This window comes from Aerococcus mictus (assembly GCF_003286595.3).
GTDB lineage: Bacteria > Bacillota > Bacilli > Lactobacillales > Aerococcaceae > Aerococcus > Aerococcus mictus.
In genome coordinates, this window is sequence record NZ_CP132985.1 from 389,543 (window position 1) to 411,935 (window position 22,393).

A 22,393-nucleotide genomic window follows, 5' to 3' on the forward strand; every position below is an offset into this window, starting at 1 on the left:
ATAAACTTTAAACTTATCAAGAGCCGCTACGCTCTTCCTCTTGACAAGTTTAAATTTCTGAGTAAATGTGTCGGCAAGAAATAAGCAAGAACTGTAAGCAACAAAAAAGAGCTGGCCAAAGGCCAACTCACTATATATAAAGTCCAACTTATTGGGGTCACCATAATGAGTAGGGCTTTTAGTTTAAACACAGTCGTTCAATTGTGTATATCCTAATTTACGTTTGATGAATCGATTAAGGTAATCATAAACAGCATTGGTTAAGGGCGCCGGGCTATATATTAAGCTTTCAAACCAGAAATGATTACTACCAGGATTTAATATAATTGCTAATATTCTTTCTTCATCTAATTCTTTTAAAGCTTGTTTGCTGATCTTGGTTGTTTCTTGCTTTAATAAATTTTCTACTTCAATAAGAATATTCTTTTGTTCCATGTTTATTAACTCTTTTCTTATGACGCTTTAAAGCTATATGTTTCGTGGATAATCTTTTCAACTTTAGGGAAAGCGTCAAAATAGGCGCTTTCCATGTTGTCGACTAGATAAACTTCTGTTTCGTCGTCCGTTACAAAGTTGCTTTCAATAGCTGTTTTTAGATCTTCATCGCTAGTTATGTAATTGTTCCATAGTGAATCCATTTCGTTTCCTTCTGAATTGTAAGCGATTAGGCCGTAGAAATTGGTTCCTTCCCATAGATCGTTTACATAGCTAATAGGCATATTGTCAAAGGTGATGAATGGGTTCCAATCTGAAAAACCTACAAGGCCATAACTTAACCCATTAGTCGCCGCTAAACCTTCACGGGTAAAGCCGTATTCTTCTAAGACGTCAACAAATTCTTGACTTTCAAAGTCGTATAGGTCGCTTATTTCTCGTTCTAAATCTTCTTTTTCATAGCCTTCTGCTTTTAAGTAGGCCTTTAAAAATCGTTTCAAGTTGTCTTCATTGGATAGGTAGGGGTGTAAGTTTTTTAGATAGTTGAATAACATTTCTTCAGTAGTTAATTCAATGGCCTTGAAATCTTTTAACAAGCTTTGCCCTTGTTCTAAGATTTCCATTATAGAAGGCTCATTGCTATCAAAGAAATAAACGTTTTCATAGCCGTTATAAAAAACAATATCATCATCGGTTACCATTTCAAAATATACTTGTTTAGTCATTTTTTATCCTACTTTCTATAATGTGTCAGGCTATTTCTTCAGTAAAGGGTGCCTATTTCCTTTAGACTAGGCTATTCACCTAGTTTCGAATTAGTTGTTAGTAATCAATAATTAAATTCCACCAGCTATAATCTAGATAGGTATCAAAAATGTATTCTAGTTCTTCTATGCTATCCGCTTCATTAATCAATTGATAGGCTTGTTTAATCTTATTCTTTTCTTGATCGTCAGCATTTTCATAGATCCAATTTGTCCATGCTTTGAAATTGGTTTCGTTTCTAAAGTAAGCTAGTACCGCTTGTTCAGTACCTCTTACAATTAACACCAAGTCGCCTTGGTTGTTTTCATATACGTTAAACATTTTAATTTCTCCTTTTATCTCATCGCTGGTGGTTTAAACGGTTTCGCTTAACTTCAATTCCTTTTTATTGTTGTAAAAGGTAAAGATCGGACAAGACGGGTTAGGCTCTTTATAGGTATAGGTGTATAGATGCAAGCTACCCGTTACTAGCGACCACTCAAGCCAATCCATGATGGCTAATAAGTCTTTAGGTCTTGCATCTAGAACGTCTTCTTTTATGTAAAAAGGCGGTTCAGTATCATCTTCAAAAGTTTCAATAAAGTAATTAATTAAATCGGTTTTAATTTGATCAAGGTTACCGTCTGAAATGATTGTGTCTTTTCGTCCGTACTGTTTTTCAATTGTTAATAAGTAGTTCATTATGAGTTCCTTCTTTCTTTCCACTGGTGGTGAGTGCTTATCTTATAAAGTAACTTCTGTTCCCGTGTATTCTTCTAAGTCGTAAATAATTAGGCTGATGAATGTTTTCATGTCATCAAGATCATTTATAGTGATTTGGTGCGGTTCGTCTAAGGCGATTAGGTCATAATCAACTAGCGAATCATATAGGGTTGTTCCGTCTATTTCATAGATAGAATCAGGTTTTTCTATATAACTTTCATGGTAAGTTTCTACCGATCCATCACTTTGGATCAGTAGATCTTTTTCCGGGTTAATGGCGATTTCATCAAAGGCGACTAGTAATTGACCTATTTTTAATTTCATTTTTTTAGTTCCTTCTTTCTTTAAATATATTCATTAACTAAGTTGTTTAATTGATCTTTGATAATATAATCGTTGTGTTTATCTGCTGAGTAACTAGATACACTTTCCAAATTTCCATATCCGTCAAAGGTGAAATAATCATCATTGAAATTGAAATCACCAAAGTGAACCATTCGAACGATATCCATTGGGGTAAATTCGTAAAGAATTTCATCAAGTTCATCCATGTCATACAAACGATCGTCAGGGTATTCTTCAAAGTATTGTTCTAATAACTCATACTCTTCAATGTCTTCAAGTTCGCAAGCTAAGTTATTTAAGCTTTCTAAGTTGGTATATTCGCCTATTTCAAAGGGTGCTTCATAATCGGTTATAAAATATTCTTCATAGTGTTCATTAATTCCGATCCGCTCAAAGCTTTCAGCGAGTTCATCATCTGAAATTGGTAGGGTGATCCACTCGCCGATCAAGTAACCTTCATTGTATTTGCCTAAGTTCGTGAGATAAATTCTAATTTCTTGTTCCATTTTTATAACCTCTTTCTAAATGCGTCTTATAAAGACGTCTAATCGTTGTATTTTTAGGGAGAAGCTTTTGGCTTATCTCCCTTACTGACTTTACTATAACACGGCTTAATAAGACGTGTCAAGGAATTTTAGAAAATATTTCTATCTTTTTTAATTTATTGTGTTAAAACCTTTATTATCAAGGCTTTACAATATAAAGGATATCTGATAATATTTATTAAAGTAGTCTTCTAAAGACGGGAGGGAGATTTATATGATGATAAATAAATCTGTTGTATCTGATAGACTTAGGGAATTAAGAAAGTCTAAAGGATACACTCAAAAGGAATTGGCTAACCTTCTTTCAGTTAGTTATGAAGGCGTTAATAATTGGGAAAGAGAAAAGACACTACCCAAACATGAAATACTAGCTAGGTTGGCCAGCTTGTATCAAGTATCTATCGATTACATACTTGGCCAAACCAACACTAGACAACGTTATTAATTATTGTTATGGTGTTAATGAACCTTCTTAATTTAGAGGGGCTTCTCACCAAAGGCGCTTAGCATTATTTGCTAAGTGCCTTTTTTTATTTGCTTGTTTTGATAACCCAAATAATATCCTCTTTTAACATATCGATTGTATAGTCGGGGTTGCTAGGATCAAGCGCTTCTTCTAAGCAATCGAATGCGTCTTCATATTCTCTTTCATCAATGTCTTTGAGTTGTTCAATTAATTGTTTTACTTGTTTCATTTTATATTCTCCTATCTTTATATGTAATTTATTTACACTTAACGTTTATTTTTTTAAGGGCTGGCTTGTTTGCCGTCCCTTAACTTGTCTTTATAGTAACATGTAATTTAATTAACTGTCAAGTGCTTTTGCGAATCTTTTTGAAATCATTTTTATTAAGTTGCGCGAATCCTTTTATATAAAGGCTTTAAATATATATTTTTTTATTGTATAGTATAATAAAGTGTATTTAAATTATATGTAAAGGAGATGATAAGATGGGCGATTTAATTAATAAAAGCCTGGTTTCTGATCGGCTAAAAGAATTAAGACAAGGAAAGAATTATACTCAACAAGATGTAGCTGATATAATCGGCGTTGGCTATGAGTCGGCCAAATCTTGGGAAAACTCACGGGCACTACCAAGACATGAGCCGTTGGCCAAGTTAGCTAAGCTATACGGCGTTAGCATTGACTATATATTAGGTCAAACAAATACTAAAGATAGGGTATAAGGGGGTGATCAGATTGTCTAAAGAATCCGTTATTAGTGTTGAGATTGACGAGGATTTATTAAAAAGCGTTCAATCAATTTTAGATGATCTAGGCCTTGACTTGGATACAGCTATCACAATGTACTTTAAAAAGGTTAACGCTTGCCAAGGTATTCCTTTTGATCTTAAGCTATAAAAAAATAGCCTACTATACTTCTTATTAGGTTGTTCGTTCATTGGTTGTCACCTTTTCTATTTCAAAAAAATATGCCTAAAGGTAGGGACGTGACAATCCCTATAAACTATGAGTATATCTAAACTTATTGGCTTTTTCTTTTATATTTATGATATAGTGTAGTTATTGGCACCTTGCTACTCTCTCTCAATATGTTGTTACTAAGCTTATTATCTGTAGTCTTTCGTTTAAGATTAGTTATAGCAAAGGTGCTACGCCTATTAGTTGTGATCGCTAATAGGCATTTTTATTGTATTGATGGATGAGGTATAAAAAATAGCCTACATTATATGTAGACTAATGATTATCTTCATAGTATTTAGCTAACTTTAGGACGTAATTAGACAAGGAGAGATCAAGCTGTTTAGCTTGGTCTTTTAGATAGGCTCTTTCTTTTTCTGTAAACTTCATGTTTAAAGTCTTATCACGCTTGCGACCAGTAGCAGGGCGACCAGGTCTGCGCTTCTTCTTAGGCTGTTCGGTCATTGGTTGTCATCTTCTTTCTTTATGGTATAATATAAATAACCAAAGGGCACTAGAGAATCTAGCACCCATTAAGACTATAAGTTTAAGTCTATCAGTGATTTGATCAACTTAATAATGGCAGTTATTAAGTCTAATAGATCTTTCGCACTGATAGGCTTTTTCTTATGCCTGCTCATAGTCTCACCTCCTTTTAACCAGAAGGTGGTTATTTATTTGTAAGTTAAATAAATCAACTTACGATATCACTGTATGTAACTACTACTAATTAGTCAAGTGCTTTTTTATTAAATAAATATATTTTTATGATATAGTGTAGGTGTTAGCACTTTGCTATATATTATTAAGTCTTTCTATTTTATGATACTTTTAATTAAGTTTATTATCTGAAGTTGGTTCTCTGTTATATAGCAAAGGCGCTACACAGCTAAGCCTATCAGTAATTAAAGTTGATAGGCTTTTTATTATGTACTATAATGTATAATGTTACGATGATTACCCATACGCTAAAAGTAATAATTGTCATCGCTAACACAAATATTCTTCAGCCGTGCGTTAATTCGTGCGGCTTTTTTATTTGTCTTCATTCTATAAAAAGCGAACAATACTTCATAGTTACTACATAAATGTTCATACTTACTACAGTAAAGTTCATCGTTACTACATAAGAGTTCATGGTTACTACATATTAATTCATTGGGATCCTTGTTATTATGCTAGTGTAGATAAATGCGATAAGCACAAACCCATTACAAAATTGATTTGTCTACGGTGAAGTCAGTTCGTTCTGGCTTCATTTTATTTAGTTTTATATAATTTAAATTTATATACCCCCGGGTTGATGAAATTTTTCACATACTTTTTTCCACAGCGGGAGGCGGCTCTCGATTCCGCAAAAAAATTTTTTTTACCCATGTATGGGGAGCTCAAAAATTTGCTAGGGGGGTCAAAAAATGAAGGTGGTGATTAGATGAGAGTATCCGATTTGAAGAAACAAATGATGTCTCGCATAGATCCGAACGATACCGTTGAAGTGGAAAAGGTGGAACGCTATGTCAAGATGGTCAGATATATCAAGAAGCTCGAAGCTGAGATCAGTAAAGAAGGGCTGACCACCGTCACAAAGAACGGCCAGCAAGAGTTCAGAAAATCTAATCCCGCTACCGAGATCTGGATCAAGCTCAACAAAGAATTACCCAAGCTCGAGAAAGCCATTAACTTCATTGATGAGGAAGAAACCAAAGCCCCCACCAAGAAGGGCAAGGTCACTCAAATGAATGATGTTAAGGCGAGAATGCTGGGGCGTGGTTAAGATGTTTGATACCCGATCAGAACGCAATAGATTTTATAACAGTAAGCAATGGCGGCATTTAAGACTTAAGATTCTCAAGCGAGATCATTATGAATGTCTGTTTTGTAAAGAGCGAGGATTAATCACAGATCCTGACACAACACTGGTGGTCGACCACATTAAAGAACTGGCTGACTATCCCGAGTATGCACTCGATCCTGACAACTTAAGAACCCTCTGCTTCCATTGCCACGAAGTCCGACACGACCGAGTATTCACAGGCAACTTCAAGCCGAATCGTTGGGCTGATGATGAATGGTATTGATTAGAAGGGAGGTCTGCTAATGGCTACACACCCACTGGTGGAAAGATATTATCAACTTTATGAAGATGGCGAGATCCGCCTAAATAAAGAACGGGTGGATCTTTTAAAACACCTAAAGCGTGACATTCTATCTAAGGATAATGTTTGGTTCGATGATGAAAAGATCGCTGATTGTATCGACTTCATTGAGACTAATTTCTTCCCATTAGCTGATTTCCAAAAGTTTATCATTCCCTTCTTCTTCCTAATGATTGATGAGGAAGGCGACAGTCACATTTATTATGATAGTTTCATGCTCACTATGGCTCGTGGGGCTGGTAAGAACGGGCTAGTCAGTGGCTTAATTGCTTACTTCATTAGTCCCTTATATGACGTGCGTAAATACAATGTGTCAATTGTGGCTAACTCGGAAGATCAAGCGAAGGTCTCATTCGATGAGATTTACGACATGCTCGATAGTGATGAAGAATACTGGAAGCAATTTTTCAGTAAGACCAAGGTTCAGATCGAAGGCTTAGCCAATCATTCAGTTCTTAGGTACCGTACCAGCAATGCCAACACGAAAGATGGTTTACGGGACGGGCTGGTGGTCTTTGATGAGTATCACCAATACTTAACGAACGACCAGTTGGAAGTCTTTGAATCAGGATCTGGTAAGGTGAAGGATTATCGTTCTATCTATATCGGAACAAACGGCTTTATCCGTGATGGGGTGTACGACAGTAAGATGGAAATCGCTAAAGGGATTCTGTCAGGCGAAGATAAGTACACTCGCATGTTCCCATTCATTTGTAAACTCGATGATCTTGATGAAATGAACACGCACGATGAAGGCGACTATTATCTGTGGGAAAAAGCAAACCCTATGTTTAGTCACCCTCGCACTGATTATGCTAAAGGCCTATACCGCCAAGTGCGCTCACGGTACTATGGCATTCGTTCAGGGCAAACTGATAAAGTCAAATTTATTATTAAAAATATGAATACCTTAGTTGAGGACATGAACCATACCGCCATTCCTAGAGAAGACCTGGTGGCAGCGACACGTCCTTATCCAGACACCACAGACTATTCAGCCATTGGCGGTTGTGACTTTGCGCAATCCCGTGACTTTACAGCTTGTGGTGTTTTGTTTATGGACGAGAACGGGGAATATATCTGGAAGCACCATAGCTTTGTGAACGCTAACTTCTTAAGGCAATTTACCTTAAAAGCCCCGATCGCTGAATGGGAAGCCCAAGGGTTACTCACAATCGTTGATGAACCGCTCATTGGTGTGGATCATATTGTGGATTGGTTCGTGGCCATGCGTGACGAGAACCCGTCACTGACAACCATTGTGGTCGACAAGCATAAACTCAATACCTTGCGAGTGCCACTAGAAGAAGTTGGCTTTGAAGTGATCTATATTCAGAACCCGAAAGCCCGTTTGTCCATGGTGTCCGATAAGGTTGACCGAGTGTTTGCTAGCCATGAGATTGCATGGGGCGATGATTACATGATGAGATGGTACACCAATAACGTCTATGTCACTTACGACAAACAAGGCAATAAGATCTATGAGAAGAAGGAAGAGATCAGGCGTAAGACTGATGGCTTTATGGCTTTACTGTATGCCTTTGCTTACGCTGACACCAACCTTAGTGCAGCGCCAGATATTAGCTTACTGGCAGGCCTTAACTTTTAAGGAGGTGATCCGTCTAATCCAAATAGAAAGGAGGAAGTCATATAGCTAATATAGTTGATAACATTTTTAATTACTTTACCCGAAACCAAGACGCCGACATTATTAAAGAAATTACTTTAGTTTACCAAGAACAAGAGCAAGTCTTAATCCAAGAACGATCCATCAAGGCCGCACTTAACATGATCAGTCGCTCGCTGGAGATGGTGGAATGGGTCGTGATGAATGGGGACGAGCGAGAAAAAGATGATCTCTATTATCACCTTAACGTCAAGCCTAACAATAATCAGAACGCTTCAGAGTTCTGGCGAGATATTGTTTACCGCTTGTTTTATGACAATGGCGAAGTACTGGTGGTCATGAGTGATGATGATCAATTGCTGGTCGCTGATGATTATGTCAAAAACGAGTATGCCTTGGTGGACGATGTGTTTACTGATGTTGTCGTTAAGAATTATAAATATCAGCGATCCTTTGTTGCTAGTGATGTATTGCTTTTTGAAAAAGACAACGAGCGCATTCGTGCTTTAGTTACTCAATTGAACAACACCTATGGTCGCTTGTTTGAACGCTTAGTCAATGTAGCCATGCGTACTAACCAAGTGCGTGGGAAGGTCAAGATTGACGGGATGATGTCTAAACGGCAAGGTGCAGCCGAAACCTTACAAGAATACATTGACAAAATTTATAAATCATATTCCACCAGTGATGTGGCGATCGTGCCTGAACTTGACGGCTTGGAATATACCGAAACGTCACAAGATTCACGAAACGTCTCTCGAATTGATGAGGTTATTAATGTTTCGAACCACTACTTAGATGAAGTGCTTCAGGTCTTAGGGATTCACCCGTCATTACTATATGGGGAATCGTCCAAGACCAACATTGATTTTTACCAAAGACAGTACATTTTAAATGTTATCAATCCCATTACCGAACTCATTGCTCGGGAAATCAATTCCAAGTTCTTCACACCAGAGGAATACAAGCAAGGCAAGCGAGTGACCCCTAATGTTATGCGCCTACAATACACTGACGCATTTAGCATGGCGAACGCTATTGAGAAAATGGTTGGGTCACGCGTATTTAGTCCTAACGATGTTCGTGAGATGGCTGGCTTTGAACGTGTTGATGTTCCTGAACTTGATGAATACTACTTAACCAAGAACATTGAAAGTGTTAAAGGGGGGTGACGAAACTGGACAAGAAACTTCTAAAGATGATGATCGACAATCCGATTCAGATGAAAGTGCAAGCGAAGGCGAAGACTAACACCTTATATTTATATGGTGATGTGGGTGGTGGCTTCTGGACTGAAGGCTTTACCTTACAAACTGTTAAGGAAGCGGCTGAAGGAATTGATAGTGATGAAGTAACCATTCACATTGATTCCTATGGTGGTAACGCCACTGAAGGGGTAGCTATCCGTAATTACTTACAAGATAACTTCTCCACCATTCATACGGTCATTGATGGGATCGCCGCCAGCGCTGCTAGTGTCATTGCTTTATCTGGTGATTTAACCATGCCTTCTGGATCAACCTTAATGATTCACAACCCGATGACAATCGCTATGGGAGGTGTTCCAGAGTTTGAAAAAGCGATTGGCGCTTTACAGTCCTTAACTAAATCCTATCAAGATATTTATATGCAACACTTTAATGGCACAACTGAAGAACTCACAGATCTAATGAACAACGAAACTTGGTTGACCGTTGAGGACGCAGAGACTTATGGTTTTGCTAACCAAGACCAAATCGAAAACGAGGAAGACGAAGCAGAAAGCGATGACCCACCAGTAAATTTAGCGAAGGTGGTGGCACACGCCTATTTAGAAAACAAAGAAGAAAGCACTGATCCCGAAAAGGAAGGTGCTTTTTTTAATGAATACAAAGAGGAAAAGATCTCTTTCGCACAAGGATTTAAGAAATTAGGGGGAATTAAATAGAATGAAATTTAAAGATAAGCAATCCGCAAATTATCAAGCGGCTGTTAAAGATTTATACGCAGCAATCGCTTCTAATGATGAAGGGCAGATGGAACAATCCTTTGCCAACTTTTCCGAAGCCTTAGCTGACGAAATGCAAACAACCGCAAAAACAGAATTAAACCATGTCAATCAAATGAATAATGACCAATATGTTTTAGCACAACGTGGTTTACGCAAACCGTTAACCACTCATGAACGGAAGTTCTTTGCTGAAGCGGTTGAGAAACAAAAGATCGAAGGACTAGAAGAAACCTTCCCAACCACCATCATTGAAGACGTGATGAAGGACTTAACTAATGACCACCCATTGCTTTCAGAAATTGATACTCAATACACGGAAGCAGCCATTAAATATATTTATGGTGACCCAGCCGAACAAACCGCCTTTTGGGACGTCATTCCAGCTGACATTCGCCAAATTTTAATTGGGGCAATCAAGGTCTTAGATATTACCGCAAGTAAACTCTCTGGCTTCATTGCATTACCTAAAGGGTATTTCCAATTAGGGGCGAACTGGTTGGCACAATATGTGATTAACTTCTTAACTGAAACCATGTCAGCAACCTTAGAAGACGCTGTGGTGAATGGTGACGGGAAGTTAAAACCAATCGGTATGATGAGACAATTATCCAATGCGGTTGATGGGGTATATCCAGCAAAACCAACTGTGGCACTTAACGACTTAACTCCAAAATCATTTGCTGGCCCTCGTGCTTTACTTGCACGCAACAAAATGATTAACGGCAAGATCTCTTTAATCATTAACCCAGTGACCTACGAAACTAAGGTAGCACCTAACCTATTCTTCCAGAATACGATGACAGGGGTATGGCAACAATTAGCATTACCTTACGGAGAAAATGTGATTCAATCCTATGCTGTTCCTGAAAACCTAGCGGTGCTTGGAAATGCTCAAAACTACCTATTAGCCGTAGCAGGGCAAACTGAAATCAGAAAATATGAAGAAACCTTAGCAATCGAAGACATGGATCTTTACATTGCCAAGTTCTTTGGTGCTGGTGTTCCTAAGAACCCTAACGCATTCGTGGTTCTTGACCTTGCTAATATTGATGGCGTTACTGTTCCAGATGATGAAGCAGACGCAGAAGTGGTTTCCCAAGACACCTTCTCACCTCGTGCGAACAGAGGGTCTCATGCTTTAGATCGTGACGGCAACTCGACTGGCGCAGAGATTGGTAACGGCACTGGTGGTTTCCGTGAAGGCGGAGACGATGAAGTGCCAACAGTTTAGAGCATAAAGGGGGTTTTACTGAATGGCTAAAATTAAAGAAGAGTATCAAGTAATGAGTGCTTTCCATGACAAAACAAATACGTTAAAGGCTGAACCTAAAGGGCGGTTGTACAAGGAAGGAGATCTATTCCCAGCCGTCAACTTGGAGGTTTCTGATGAACGCATTGATATGTTGGTGGATCAGGGCTTTATTGCCCCCTTAGATAAGGAGTAGTTTTTGCGATGAGTGAGAACATTACCTATCAACATGTTGATGAATTCAAATCCATTTACGTTAAGTCTGAAGGCTTAGGCATTGAGACAGACGATGAACTCAAACAGTTATTAGAGAATGCTTACTCACTCGTTGTTTCATATAGTAAAGACTTTGAAATGGATACTCACCCAACAGGAAGAATGTTGGTTTATGACGCAGCTCGTTATATTCGAGCCAACGCTAGTGAATTGTTCTTTCAAAACTTTAAACCTGATTTAAATGCCTTTGGCTTTAATCTATTGGTGGAAGATAGGGAGGAGAAACTGAATGCTACACAAGAACGTGGGCAATGATATTAAGCGAGTTAGAAACAGTTTTACTGACGGCTTTATTTACATTGTGACCAAGGTGGCGAAAACCGATAAGTTTAACACACCTATCCCAAACCAATTTACAGAAGATGTGATTGGCAGATACCCTTTTAGGATTACAGCGATTAATACTAATGACCGCTTCCAGTTTCATGCTCTGGATGTGGATTTAGATATTCAAGTGCGTATTCCTTATATTCAAGGAATTCACGCAGGCATGACAGCGAAGATCGCAGGGAAGTATTACAACATTGAAAAAGCTTACCCCGATTTTCCTAACCAAGAATTAGAAATTTTAATGTCAGAAGAAAAAGAATGGGTGAGTGGAAGGTGACACTAAAACAAAAGATTATGTCTTTGTTAGAACCACTAGGTTATCCAATCGCCTATGGTTACACACCAAAAGGCTCACCAGTCATTCGATATACCAACGTTTCTAATAACACGAGCCGCTTAAGTAATCAAAAAGCGAACCGTGTTATTTTTTATCAAATTGATGTTTTCTCGCAAATCCCTTTAGACCTTGAGGAAGAAGGCGAAGGGATCTTGTATGAAATTGAAAGCGTGCTCGAGAATAATGGTCTATACACAACTGATTGGATGGAAAACATTATTGATGAAACACTTGAGAACTTCTCGATGTATCACTATTTCTTAACCGTCAGGAAGTGATCAAGCATGGACGTTGATATTGAAGAAAACGGCGCTGATGAAGCTGCAGAAATGTTTGAAAGTTTAGCGAAGAATGCAACGCAAATCCCCGAAGTCTTAGATAAGGCTGGGGAAGATATTAGTGAAAGAAGCAAGAGTTTAGCTTCAGCTAAGGGGCTATACAAAACAGGTAAAGGGGTCGCTGGGATTAATTGGGATCGAGCGACTGTTTATACACGTACAGTGGGTTGGGGATCTCGCCCTAACCTCCACTTGTACTTCCACGAAATAGGGACTTATAAAGATCCACCCCGACCGCATATCCGACCAGCCGCTCTTGGTTATGAGCATACCTTAGTTGATAACGTCAAAAGAACATTATATAGAATTTAGGGGGAATACATTAATATGGCAACTACTACTAAACGCGGTCTAATGACTGGATTAGGTAATGGTTACTTTGATTTTATGGAAACCGAAGAAACTGAAACCGAAGCACCTACTTATGAAGGCAACACTAAATCTGTACCATCATTAGAATCCGTTGAAACTGAATTAACTTATGAATCAAGTCCTGTGTACTTATCTAATAAATTGCACTCGGACTTAGGGAAAATGACTAACGCAACCATGACTTTGAACGCAGCCTACTTACCAGAAGGGTTTGCTGAAGAAGCGACAGGTGCTGAAAAATTAGGTGAAGGGGTATACGCATTTAATACCAAGCCTATCACTAAGTTCTTCCGTTTCGCTTTCCCAATGACTGACGAAAACGGTAATGAAGTGATTGTTAACTTCCCTAAATGCAAGTTAGAACCTGTGGGATTAAACCCTTCCACTGAAACTGAAACCAAAGAAGCGCAAATTACCGCTTTCAGTATTTCTGCTTACGCCCTCGCTTTACGTGGCGCAGAGAACGTTTACTTGAAAGCTGACCTATCAGCAGAAGGTTCTGAATATGATCGTGAAAAATTATTAGATCAAGGATTCTACAACGCTGAAAGCTTAGCGGAAGCCACCACTGGTGGATCCGTACCAACTGTTTAATTGAAAGGAGCGGACTGATTAATGAGTAATGTTTTTAAGAATAAGTTAGATACTTTTAAGTCAGATCTTACTGGCGAGGAAAGAGAATACACAGCCAATAACTATCTTTGGTTGGTGTTACAAGACAAGTTCGGTATGACACAATCAGAATTTAACCGCAAACTGGACGACAGCGAAGACATGGCGGTTCTGGAAATCACGACCGCTATTCTAATCGCTAACGGTTTGGACGTCACTGTGGAAGAAGTGGCTGAAAACACCACGCCTGAAATGACGAATGAGTTTTACACAAATTTTATCAAAGCTGCCTATCCATCAAGGGCGGAGTATCTAGAGATGGCACAGCAAGCGAACCGAGAAACGGAGATCGAGAAGTAGATTGGGACTTCCTATATGCTTATTGCAAAGAACACTTTAGTATGTCGCAAGATGAATTCTTATTCGATAACGATTTAATCAGTATCGCTAGCCTGATCAATGCTCGCCTAAAATATACTAACGGTAATGTCGAAGGCAACCAACAAGCTGAAGATAATAACACGAAAGATTATGGCGAAGTGAGAGGGGTAGACTTTTTATAGTCTACCTCTTTTTTTATTACTTAAAGAAAGGGGGATAAATATTGTCGGAATTAAAACGTATTGGTGTTCGTATTACGGCTGAAGGGACACAGGAATATGTTTCTGCCATGAAACAAGCTTCTCGTGATACCAAGATTTTTGCTAACGAAATCAAACAAGCTCGTAATATGCTACACACTGGAAGCAGCACGACTGACCGCTTCACAGCAAACATGAAGGCCATGGGCAACCAGGTCAAGAACTACACCCAGCAACTCGAACGGCTCAAGCAACGTCAAGCAGACATTAACACAACGATTAAAGGGAATAATACCAACGTTGAAAAGTTAACCAGCTCTGTTCGAAAACAAAGCCAAGTAGTCGACAAGCTTGGTAAAGAATACGCCGAGATCAAAAAAGAATACGCCGAGATCAAAAAAGAATACGATGAAGTTTCTGCCAAGAAATCGAAAGCTCATAATAACACTCAAAAGTTAAGACAAGAATTAGGAAAAGAAGCTGACGAGGTAGAAGAAAGTAAAGAGGAATGGCGTAAGTATAATGCCCAGTGTAAAGAACTCGAGCCAACAGTTAAGAAAACGAAGCAAGCACTTGATGAAGCTTCAGCCGAGTTAAAGGAACAAGAAAAAGCCTTAGCCCAAACAGCCAAGGAAACAGACAAACTTGAAAAAGAATACGCTGATATTTCCGTGGCTTCCTCTAAAGCCGAGGCTGAAATTGCTGGCTTAACCCGTGAGATGGAAAAGCAACAGCAAGCTTATATCAAAGCTGGTGGTCGCTTAGCTGAAACTTCACAACGTTTCGACAAGTTAGGGTCAGGACTTCAAACCGCTGGTCATAAGATGATGGGTTGGGGTGCTGCCTTAACGGCTGGAGTGACTACACCTATTGTCGCTTTAGGTAAACGAGCGGTTGAAACAGGGATCAACTTTGAACAACAAATGTCCCGAGTAGGTGCTGTAACCCAAGCGAGTGGCGCAGACATGAAACGCCTAACCCAAACCGCTAAACAGTTAGGGGCAGATACCGTCTTTAGTGCGACTGAATCTGCTCAAGCGATGGAACTGTTTGGACAAGCTGGGTTTGACGCTAATGAAGTTATTTCAGCTATGCCTGGTGTCCTCGACTTAGCAGCGGTATCAGGAAAAGACGTGGCCTTAGCCGCTGAATCCATGGCGGTTGCGATGAACGGCTTTGGGATCGAAGCTGAGAATGCCACTCATGTTGCTGACGTGTTCGCTCAAGCAGCGGTCAGCACAAACGCCGAAGTGAAAGATATGGCTGAAGGTTTCAAGTATGTCGCTCCAACAGCAAGTAACCTCGGTATGTCTATTGAAGAAGTGGCAGCAGCGATTGGTATTCTATCAGACAATGGTTTGAAAGGATCAACCGCTGGGACGTCATTCAACCGTATGCTGACTTCCATGACTAATGTCACTGGTCCTGCAGCAAAAGCCATGGACGAACTAGGGATTAGCTTTACGGACGCACGAGGGGAATTAAAACCAATTCCTCAAATTATTGATGAGTTGAATGGTGCCTTACATGGCATGACAGACGCTCAGAAACAAGCTTACCTGCAAACCATCTTTGGTCAACAAGGTTCTCGTGCCATGAATACCTTACTAAAAGAAGGATCAGGACGACTTGTTAACTTAACAGGCGAGCTTCAAAACTCAACGGGTGCTGCTGAAGACATGGCTAACACCATGAATGATAACTTGGCAGGATCGATTGAAGAAATGATGGGTGCGTTAGAAACGGCTGGTATTGAAATTACCGAAGCCTTAGCTCCAATCATTACCGAAGTCGCTGAAAAGGTTGCTGACCTCGCTAGAAGCTTTAGCGAACTGTCAGATGAACAGCAACAAAATATCCTTAAGTGGGTAGGTATCGCCGCAGCGGCTGGCCCAGTTTTAGGTACGCTTGGTTCACTAACCACAGTGCTCGGTGGCGCTAGTCAAGCCGTTGGTTGGTTCACGAGAAAGCTTGGTGGCGCACAAGCTAAAGCTGAATTAGGTAATGAAGCATTCAGTCTTGGTGCAAGTGTCCTCGGAAAGTTTGGTGGCAAACTGGTATCCACTGGTGGTGCTGCAAAGGCTGGTGCAGGATCAATTGGTTTACTAGGTAAAGTGGTCGGCGCACTGACTTCACCAATCGGTTTAACTATCGGCGCCTTAGCTTTAGGCGTTGGCGCTTGGAAGTTATGGGGTGAAGAAGCTTACAACGCAGGAGAACGCACTAGACAATGGGGCTATGATGTCGGTGAAGCTGGCGACCAAGTAATGACTAAATTCAGCGAAGTCGAACAAAACGTTTCTCAAGCGCATGCTACCATGGCACAAAACGCTGAAAAAGGTGCGCAACAAGCAAAAGAAGCCTATGACGATCTAGCAAGCAGCATTACTGAAGGTCTAGAAAATAGTATAAACGAGACCGAAAAGTCTTTCAGTGAGTTGTCAAGTTCCGTTCAAACTTATTTACAAAGTTCTAAAGAGGCCACAACAGCCAGCTTAGAAAGCCAAAAATCTTTGGTCCAAAGTTACAATGATGATATTCAACGAATTTATCAAAATGCGGCTGAAGAAAAAAGAGAGCTATCATTAGCAGAAAAGAATCACATTGCTGCAGCCACTCAAGAAATGCATAAGATCGAAGTTGCTAATACACAAGCTACTCAAGAAGAAAAGCTGAATATGCTTAAAGCATATAACCTCCAACTGGAAGACATGACTGATATCCAGTTGACAACTATGGCTACTAAAGCAACAGAGCGGCAAAAAATTGTGACAGATAGTTACAAAGAACAAATGGATCAGATTAACAAATTGGCTGAAGAAGGGAAGATAAGCGAGGAAGATCGCTTAGGCGCATTAGAGGTTTTAAGAAGTGAATATCACGCAAGATCCTTAGCGGATGCTACTCAATTCTATGCAGCTTTGAAAGAAGTCGGTACTGATGAAGCTCAAATTGCTAAAATGCTTGAGAAGCATTGGGGCGAGTATGGCATAACTCTTGAAGACGCTAAGAACAACGCCAAGAGAATCAAGGAAGAAGCGGCCTCTGATAACCAAGCGTTTATTCTATCCACTCAAGAAACCACTGACGCTATGCGAGAAGCCAACGATGTCTGGAATAACATGTTGCTTGAAAACAAAATTGCTGAACTAGATAGTAACGCTAAGGAAAAACTAAGCGAGTTTATCCAAACCGAAGAAGGCTGGAACGACTTACGCTTTGTCATGAAGAACGCTGACTTGAACAGCAACCAAGCCGAGTTTATCGCTGACATTGTGATGGCTGAAAACAAATGGTATGAACTCAGCTTTGATGAACGTAAAGCGCTAATGACTGACAACAGTGGTGAAGCCGTTGAAGGTTGGTTAAAAGCTCAAGGGATCTGGGACAATTTGCTCGATGAAGAAAAGGACGCAATTGTTAACTCTAACGCTCCTGAAGAAATCCAAAAAGCACTGGAAGCCGCTGGTGTTTGGGAAGGGCTAGACTTCCCAACCCAAATGATGTTAACCCAAACTAACGCTGGCTTGAAGATCCAAGAGATTCTCGAAGCAAAAGGCACTTGGGATAACTTAGATCCTAAGACCCAAATGTTACTTGCTCAATCGAACCTAGATGATGAAGTCATGAAGTTTGATGGCTTCCAACGTATTTGGAATGATAGCGAGTTTATGGAAAAGGTCGCTCAAATTGATACCACAGCCCCTGACGCTAAGTATCAATTGCTAGACTTGATCCAAGAGTGGACAGGCACACAACTGGAAGAAAAAGACGGTCAAGTTACCGTTAAAGAGTGGGGTGTCGATGAAGCCGCTGAAAGTCTTAACAAGTACAAAAACGAAGTTAACGGCACGCCTGACGAAGCTAATAAAAACGTGAATGTTTCTTCATCAGGGACAGAAGAAGCTAACGCTAATTTAGATTCCACCAAAGAAAAAGCAACACAACTCGATGGTACAGACCCAATCGTTGCTACTACAACGAACGCTACTTTCACACAAGTTGAGTTGGACTTAGCTAGACAAACCGCTGAAGAATTAGATTCTAAAACAGCTTATGTTGGAACGTCAACTAATGCCTTGGGTACTAAGGAGCAACTAGACAGCACTTCTGGGTCAGCAAATATCTTAGGAAGTAAAAACCCTTACGTTGGCGCCTACACCAATGCTTTAAACGCTAAGGCGCAATTAGATCAAGCGACTGGTTCAGCAGACGTTTTAGGAAGCAAAAACCCTCATGTCGGGACTTCTACTGACGCTAACAATACGGCAGGTCAATTAGACAACACAACGGGTTCAGCGCAAAAACTAGATAGTCAAGCGCCTGATATACCAACCGACACGAACGCTCTTGAAACAACAGGTCTGTTAGATGACACGACCTTAGCTGCTCGAATCGCAAACAATCAATTCGCTGACATTCCTACCAAAACAAACGCACTCACAACAAGAGATCAAATCAACAGCGCTGGTAATGCAGCTAGTCGATGGAATGGTTTCAGGGCAACAATTTCTGTATTCGCCCAAAAGATCGGTGATGCATGGAACTTCATTACTGGTCGTTCTGCAACAGGGACTTACTACATTCCAAAGACAGGTATGCGATTGCTTGGTGATGGTGGCCGAAAAGAACCTTACTTAACACCAGATGGTCGATTTGGTGTTTCTGGTGACCATGACGAATTGCAACCTTTACCAAAAGGATCACGGGTTTGGCCATCTCGTCAAGCCTTTAGACAATCAGCGAGAACCAATAAGAAGTTAAGACCTTATCTGGATCAACTCCCTAAGTTTGCTAAAGGTGGTACGATCCAAAATCCGTATGATGGCTACATGGGATTGGTGGGTGAAGCTGGCCCAGAGATCTTCCAAATCGCTCAAGGGAAAGTGTCAATCACACCAATTACTCAACGCCAACGGACACAGGTCTTAAATCAAAATGGTGGTCAAGCTGATATGACTGAAACCAATGATCTGTTAAGAACCTTAATTCAAATGATCGCTCAAGGTCACGTCTTAGAAATGGACAAGACCGAAGTGGGACGTGTCATTTATAGCGAGATTGATAGCATGATGAACAACCAGATGGAACGACAAAGTGTTATGAACATGAGAGGGGGTTAAACGTGGTAAGAATTAATGCCTTAACAGTGAACGGCGTATCGACAACCGATATGCCGTTTCCTATTTATGTCGAACAGAATGACGGCTTTCGTTATTCTAAAAAGAAAAATGAATTAATCGAGACGTCTTTTTCGTCAGGCGCATTAAAGCGTACCGTGAATGCGTGGGAAGCCATTACTAAAGAGTATGTCTTATATTGCCCAACCGCTACATTAAAAGATTTACGTCAGTTAAAGATGTGGGCGAGTGATGAAGGCAAACTGGTGGCGGCTGATGAACCTGATGTCTATTATGAAATTCTTGATGTCAATATGAACCACAGCTTGGTGGACAGCGTGACAGGCTATCGCATTGAGATTGAGTTCGCTTGTCAACCCTTTGGCTTTGAACATAATCCTAAGACGGTAACTTACACCAACGGGAGCACGATCACGAACCACACCAATGCCCCGATGTTTCCTCGTATCACTGTGTATGGTAGCAGCAATAAACAAACCTCGATTGCCATTGGGGATCAGAGGGTGTATTTACGCAAAATACAAGGGCAGCTCATTATTGAATGCAAGTACTTAGAACAGAATGTGTTCGACCAGTACAGCACAGTCAATGGGGTGATGCGTGGCGAGTTCTTCATTATTCCTAAAGATGGCAAGTATCGTGTTCAGTTAGGTGAGGGCATTCAACAAATTGATGTATTAGAAAGGTGGTGCTGGCTATGATTTATCTTTACGATGGCGACACAAGAGATTTTAAATATAACGGCACACCCTTACCGCAGGCCTATGACGTGGTGGTCGAGTTTGGGATTAATACCGAGTACTTTGTGACAGGGAAAATTCCAATCGCTTACCTTAAAGAAAAAGGCGTGCAAAAAGATAAGATCATTACAGCCCATACAGATAACGCCATGCAACCCTTCCGCATTGTGAAACTCACGAAGCGGTTAGATTGTGTGGAGTTTGAAGCATGGGCTTTGTTGTTTGCTGATATGCGTAACAAGCTGGTCAAGCCCTTAACGCTCAAACAAGCGCCTGGTCAATTTGCCTTGAATAGTTTTAAGCAGTCGCTTATTAGCGACACACCATTCACATTCACAACGGACATTATGGATAAGCACGACTATCACACCCAAGATAGTAACGAGCGAGAAAATAATTCCAATCAAATGTACCAAGCCCTTGATGTCTTAAAAGATATCGTTAATCGCTGGAATGGCGAGTTATACATTAACGGTTATGATATCCGCTTGTATAACCGCCTTGGTCGCAATCGTGAATTGTTATTGTATGAAAGCAAAAACATTAACGAGTTTGTCGATGAAGAAACCATTGAAGGGATTGCCACTCGTCTATACGGAAAAGCTGAATGGGACGAGGAAGTCGAAGGGGAATCCACAGGCGAACGCAACAAACGCTCGATTCAAACTATGGTCGAAAGTCCTTTAATTGGGGCCTACAGCGGAATCATCTTTGAAAAGCAATATACCAATAATGATTGCCGTACGATTAAGGAATTAGAGGATTGGCTCAAGCGCAAGTTCACCACAGAGAATATTGACAAGCCGAAGCGGAACATTAAGGTAGGCACGAACATTGTTCAGAATGAAGAACTGAACGTGGGAGACAGCCTCGTCTTGAAGTACGTGGCCAACGATGTCGATGATGAGATTCGCATGGTGGGCTACAAGATGGACGGCTACACAGGCGATTATATCTCGGTCGAACTAGGGGACGCTTCACAGGGAGTATTAAGTAATTTCAAGACAGAGATTAATAATATTACTTCCAATGTGAACGAACGCCTAGAAACCACCACGCATGTCATGCTGAACGGTATGGGGAACAAAGTGATTTACTCCAAGTATGAACCCACTGGCCAATTTAAACACGGCGATATTTGGTTTGACGAAGAAGGTGGCTTCTATCTCTGGGACGCAGAACTAGCGGACTGGGTGGAACACCCCTTCAACAAGGGCACAGAGTTCCTCGAACGCAAGCTTAATGAAATGCAAGAACAAAATAAGAAGATTGCTGAACAAGCTGAAAAAGATCGGAAGAACGCCGAGAAGATGTTAGATGATATGCGAGAGGTTGCTGAACGAACCAAACAGTTTGGTGACCGTGTGGACGCTACATATAACATTGTTGGTGACGATGGTAAATGGGTGTATTCCAAGAACCGCTTACTCACTTTCGATGATGAAACAGGCAAACCTGAAACTGATCAAATCACTAGTAACCGCCAAGTCATTACCTTAGAAGAACAATCAGAAACCTTTAGCCATAATGGCGAAGGCTGGTCGCTGGGTAATGAGTATGCCATTTCCTATGTGCCTGAATTTGTCGAACGTCCTAAAGCAAGTGTGGGATTCCATGTGTGCGTGGACAATTTGGTTAGCAAAGTAGATGAGGTAAATGAAGATTATAACATTGCTAATGTACGTTTATCCGAACCATTAATAGCTGGTGGATTATATCGGTTGAATGCTTTTATAACACTACCCAAAACAAAAGATAGGTTAGCTGTTTTTGATTCATCCTCTTGGAATCAACAGAATGATCAAGCTAATAATGATCAGAATTATTATTCAATAGCGTTTAGTTATCAACCTAATTACAGGGTAAATGAGTGGGGGCACGATCATAAAACAATAAAATTGTTTGCAATGGCTAGGGATCAAAAAGGAAAATCCAACGTGCATTGGGTAACTCTCGAGAAAATTGGGGGGGCAACCTAATGCTTACAAAAAGCAGAATATTACTTAATAATCGTAATAACTGGGAAGGAGTCGGTGGTGTGGATGTGCGTAAAAATGACAACTACATTTACGGAAGGTCGCTTTATAAGAAATCGCCAACTTGGATCCGATTAATAAATTATAGTTTCAACCAATTAAGGTTTGATTTAAATGAAGAATATATTTTACGATTTGAAGCTAAACATTCGAAAGATAACTATGATTTAATAATCCAATTTGGTGACTTACCTTCCGTTTATGATGTTGCAGATATCGAACGCACTTGGATAACTTCAGAATGGAAAACTTACGAAGTCACATTTACGCCAACCCGACAACCCAATAGTAATAGCTGTATTCAATTCTATGTTTCGCTTTCAGGAACTTCCGACCCTAGTGATGAATTATGGCTAAGAAATCTATCGATTGCTAAAAAGGAGTGATGATTA

Annotated in this window: 29 protein-coding genes; 21 read left to right on the forward strand and 8 right to left on the reverse strand. The window is 40.2% G+C overall.

The genetic code is table 11. The features are described 5' to 3' along the window. Nucleotides 1-183: 183 nt before the first annotated feature. From DBT49_RS01860 to DBT49_RS01885, 6 genes are all read right to left on the reverse strand, one after another. Nucleotides 184-435, reverse strand: coding sequence for a hypothetical protein (locus DBT49_RS01860; protein WP_070558689.1), 252 nt, complete (start codon nt 433-435; stop codon nt 184-186). A gap of 17 nt (nt 436-452) precedes the next feature. Further along, entirely contained in the window at nt 453-1,160 is a 708-nt protein-coding gene (locus DBT49_RS01865) for a hypothetical protein (protein ID WP_111846116.1), read from the reverse strand. Between the two features lie 97 nt (nt 1,161-1,257). Next, a complete protein-coding gene (locus DBT49_RS01870; RefSeq protein ID WP_070558687.1) occupies nt 1,258-1,521 on the reverse strand; it encodes a hypothetical protein in 264 nt (87 codons plus the stop codon). Between the two features lie 33 nt (nt 1,522-1,554). Then, nucleotides 1,555-1,881, reverse strand: a complete 327-nt coding sequence (locus tag DBT49_RS01875) for a hypothetical protein (protein WP_070558686.1) — start codon at nt 1,879-1,881, stop codon at nt 1,555-1,557. Nucleotides 1,882-1,923: 42 nt separating this feature from the next. Then, complete coding sequence (locus DBT49_RS01880) at nt 1,924-2,226, reverse strand: hypothetical protein (protein WP_070558685.1); 303 nt, start codon at nt 2,224-2,226, stop codon at nt 1,924-1,926. A 20-nt stretch (nt 2,227-2,246) separates the two neighbouring features. Continuing rightward, entirely contained in the window at nt 2,247-2,753 is a 507-nt protein-coding gene (locus DBT49_RS01885) for an antirestriction protein ArdA (protein WP_070558684.1), read from the reverse strand. Nucleotides 2,754-3,006: 253 nt separating this feature from the next. On the opposite strand from DBT49_RS01885, the gene DBT49_RS01890 reads away from it, so the two are divergent. After that, a complete protein-coding gene (locus DBT49_RS01890; RefSeq protein ID WP_070558683.1) occupies nt 3,007-3,237 on the forward strand; it encodes a helix-turn-helix domain-containing protein in 231 nt (76 codons plus the stop codon). Nucleotides 3,238-3,322: 85 nt separating this feature from the next. Here DBT49_RS01890 and DBT49_RS01895 read toward each other — a convergent pair whose 3' ends face one another. Beyond that, complete coding sequence (locus DBT49_RS01895) at nt 3,323-3,487, reverse strand: hypothetical protein (protein WP_168163176.1); 165 nt, start codon at nt 3,485-3,487, stop codon at nt 3,323-3,325. Between the two features lie 257 nt (nt 3,488-3,744). On the opposite strand from DBT49_RS01895, the gene DBT49_RS01900 reads away from it, so the two are divergent. Next, entirely contained in the window at nt 3,745-3,981 is a 237-nt protein-coding gene (locus DBT49_RS01900; RefSeq protein ID WP_070558682.1) for a helix-turn-helix domain-containing protein, read from the forward strand. 13 nt (nt 3,982-3,994) lie between these two features. Continuing rightward, entirely contained in the window at nt 3,995-4,156 is a 162-nt protein-coding gene (locus tag DBT49_RS01905; RefSeq protein ID WP_168163175.1) for a type II toxin-antitoxin system RelB/DinJ family antitoxin, read from the forward strand. A gap of 336 nt (nt 4,157-4,492) precedes the next feature. On the opposite strand, the gene DBT49_RS01910 is transcribed toward DBT49_RS01905, so the two are convergent. Beyond that, a complete protein-coding gene (locus DBT49_RS01910; protein WP_070558681.1) occupies nt 4,493-4,681 on the reverse strand; it encodes a plasmid mobilization protein in 189 nt (62 codons plus the stop codon). 967 nt (nt 4,682-5,648) lie between these two features. On the opposite strand from DBT49_RS01910, the gene DBT49_RS01915 reads away from it, so the two are divergent. From DBT49_RS01915 to DBT49_RS02000, 18 genes are all read left to right on the forward strand, one after another. After that, nucleotides 5,649-5,990: a P27 family phage terminase small subunit gene (locus DBT49_RS01915; protein ID WP_070558680.1), complete on the forward strand. Its 342-nt coding sequence runs from the start codon at nt 5,649-5,651 to the stop codon at nt 5,988-5,990. Nucleotide 5,991: 1 nt separating this feature from the next. Next, nucleotides 5,992-6,294 (forward strand): HNH endonuclease, encoded by a 303-nt coding sequence (locus DBT49_RS01920; RefSeq protein WP_083300416.1) that lies wholly within the window; start codon nt 5,992-5,994, stop codon nt 6,292-6,294. Nucleotides 6,295-6,313: 19 nt separating this feature from the next. Further along, nucleotides 6,314-7,981, forward strand: a complete 1,668-nt coding sequence (locus DBT49_RS01925) for a terminase large subunit domain-containing protein (RefSeq protein WP_070558679.1) — start codon at nt 6,314-6,316, stop codon at nt 7,979-7,981. Nucleotides 7,982-8,127: 146 nt separating this feature from the next. Continuing rightward, complete coding sequence (locus tag DBT49_RS01930; protein ID WP_256374762.1) at nt 8,128-9,171, forward strand: phage portal protein; 1,044 nt, start codon at nt 8,128-8,130, stop codon at nt 9,169-9,171. Then, nucleotides 9,168-9,926, forward strand: coding sequence for a head maturation protease, ClpP-related (locus DBT49_RS01935; RefSeq protein ID WP_141745197.1), 759 nt, complete (start codon nt 9,168-9,170; stop codon nt 9,924-9,926). Before DBT49_RS01930 ends, DBT49_RS01935 begins: the two co-directional genes overlap by 4 nt. 1 nt (nt 9,927) lies before the next feature. Further along, nucleotides 9,928-11,220, forward strand: coding sequence for a phage major capsid protein (locus DBT49_RS01940; protein WP_070558676.1), 1,293 nt, complete (start codon nt 9,928-9,930; stop codon nt 11,218-11,220). 22 nt (nt 11,221-11,242) lie between these two features. Next, nucleotides 11,243-11,434, forward strand: a complete 192-nt coding sequence (locus tag DBT49_RS01945; RefSeq protein WP_070558675.1) for a hypothetical protein — start codon at nt 11,243-11,245, stop codon at nt 11,432-11,434. 8 nt (nt 11,435-11,442) lie between these two features. Then, nucleotides 11,443-11,769 (forward strand): hypothetical protein, encoded by a 327-nt coding sequence (locus DBT49_RS01950; protein WP_070558674.1) that lies wholly within the window; start codon nt 11,443-11,445, stop codon nt 11,767-11,769. Next, on the forward strand, nt 11,744-12,121 hold the full coding sequence (locus tag DBT49_RS01955; protein WP_070558673.1) for a phage head closure protein: 378 nt from the start codon (nt 11,744-11,746) through the stop codon (nt 12,119-12,121). The genes DBT49_RS01950 and DBT49_RS01955 overlap by 26 nt, the downstream gene beginning before the upstream one ends. Continuing rightward, nucleotides 12,103-12,459 carry a hypothetical protein gene (locus DBT49_RS01960; RefSeq protein WP_070558672.1) on the forward strand — a complete coding sequence of 119 codons (357 nt, stop codon included), beginning with the start codon at nt 12,103-12,105 and terminating at the stop codon, nt 12,457-12,459. Before DBT49_RS01955 ends, DBT49_RS01960 begins: the two co-directional genes overlap by 19 nt. Before the next feature lie 6 nt (nt 12,460-12,465). Beyond that, entirely contained in the window at nt 12,466-12,831 is a 366-nt protein-coding gene (locus DBT49_RS01965) for a hypothetical protein (RefSeq protein ID WP_070558671.1), read from the forward strand. A gap of 15 nt (nt 12,832-12,846) precedes the next feature. Beyond that, complete coding sequence (locus tag DBT49_RS01970) at nt 12,847-13,485, forward strand: major tail protein (protein ID WP_070558670.1); 639 nt, start codon at nt 12,847-12,849, stop codon at nt 13,483-13,485. A 21-nt stretch (nt 13,486-13,506) separates the two neighbouring features. Next, nucleotides 13,507-13,863: a hypothetical protein gene (locus tag DBT49_RS01975; protein WP_070558669.1), complete on the forward strand. Its 357-nt coding sequence runs from the start codon at nt 13,507-13,509 to the stop codon at nt 13,861-13,863. A 41-nt stretch (nt 13,864-13,904) separates the two neighbouring features. Then, complete coding sequence (locus DBT49_RS01980) at nt 13,905-14,066, forward strand: hypothetical protein (protein ID WP_168163174.1); 162 nt, start codon at nt 13,905-13,907, stop codon at nt 14,064-14,066. Nucleotides 14,067-14,107: 41 nt separating this feature from the next. Beyond that, nucleotides 14,108-19,207, forward strand: coding sequence for a phage tail tape measure protein (locus DBT49_RS01985; protein ID WP_111872380.1), 5,100 nt, complete (start codon nt 14,108-14,110; stop codon nt 19,205-19,207). A gap of 2 nt (nt 19,208-19,209) precedes the next feature. Continuing rightward, complete coding sequence (locus DBT49_RS01990; protein ID WP_070558667.1) at nt 19,210-19,926, forward strand: hypothetical protein; 717 nt, start codon at nt 19,210-19,212, stop codon at nt 19,924-19,926. Continuing rightward, on the forward strand, nt 19,923-21,944 hold the full coding sequence (locus tag DBT49_RS01995) for a phage tail spike protein (RefSeq protein WP_070558666.1): 2,022 nt from the start codon (nt 19,923-19,925) through the stop codon (nt 21,942-21,944). The genes DBT49_RS01990 and DBT49_RS01995 overlap by 4 nt, the downstream gene beginning before the upstream one ends. Further along, nucleotides 21,944-22,387, forward strand: a complete 444-nt coding sequence (locus tag DBT49_RS02000) for a carbohydrate binding domain-containing protein (RefSeq protein ID WP_070558665.1) — start codon at nt 21,944-21,946, stop codon at nt 22,385-22,387. The genes DBT49_RS01995 and DBT49_RS02000 overlap by 1 nt, the downstream gene beginning before the upstream one ends. The last annotated feature ends 6 nt before the right edge of the window (nt 22,388-22,393 follow it).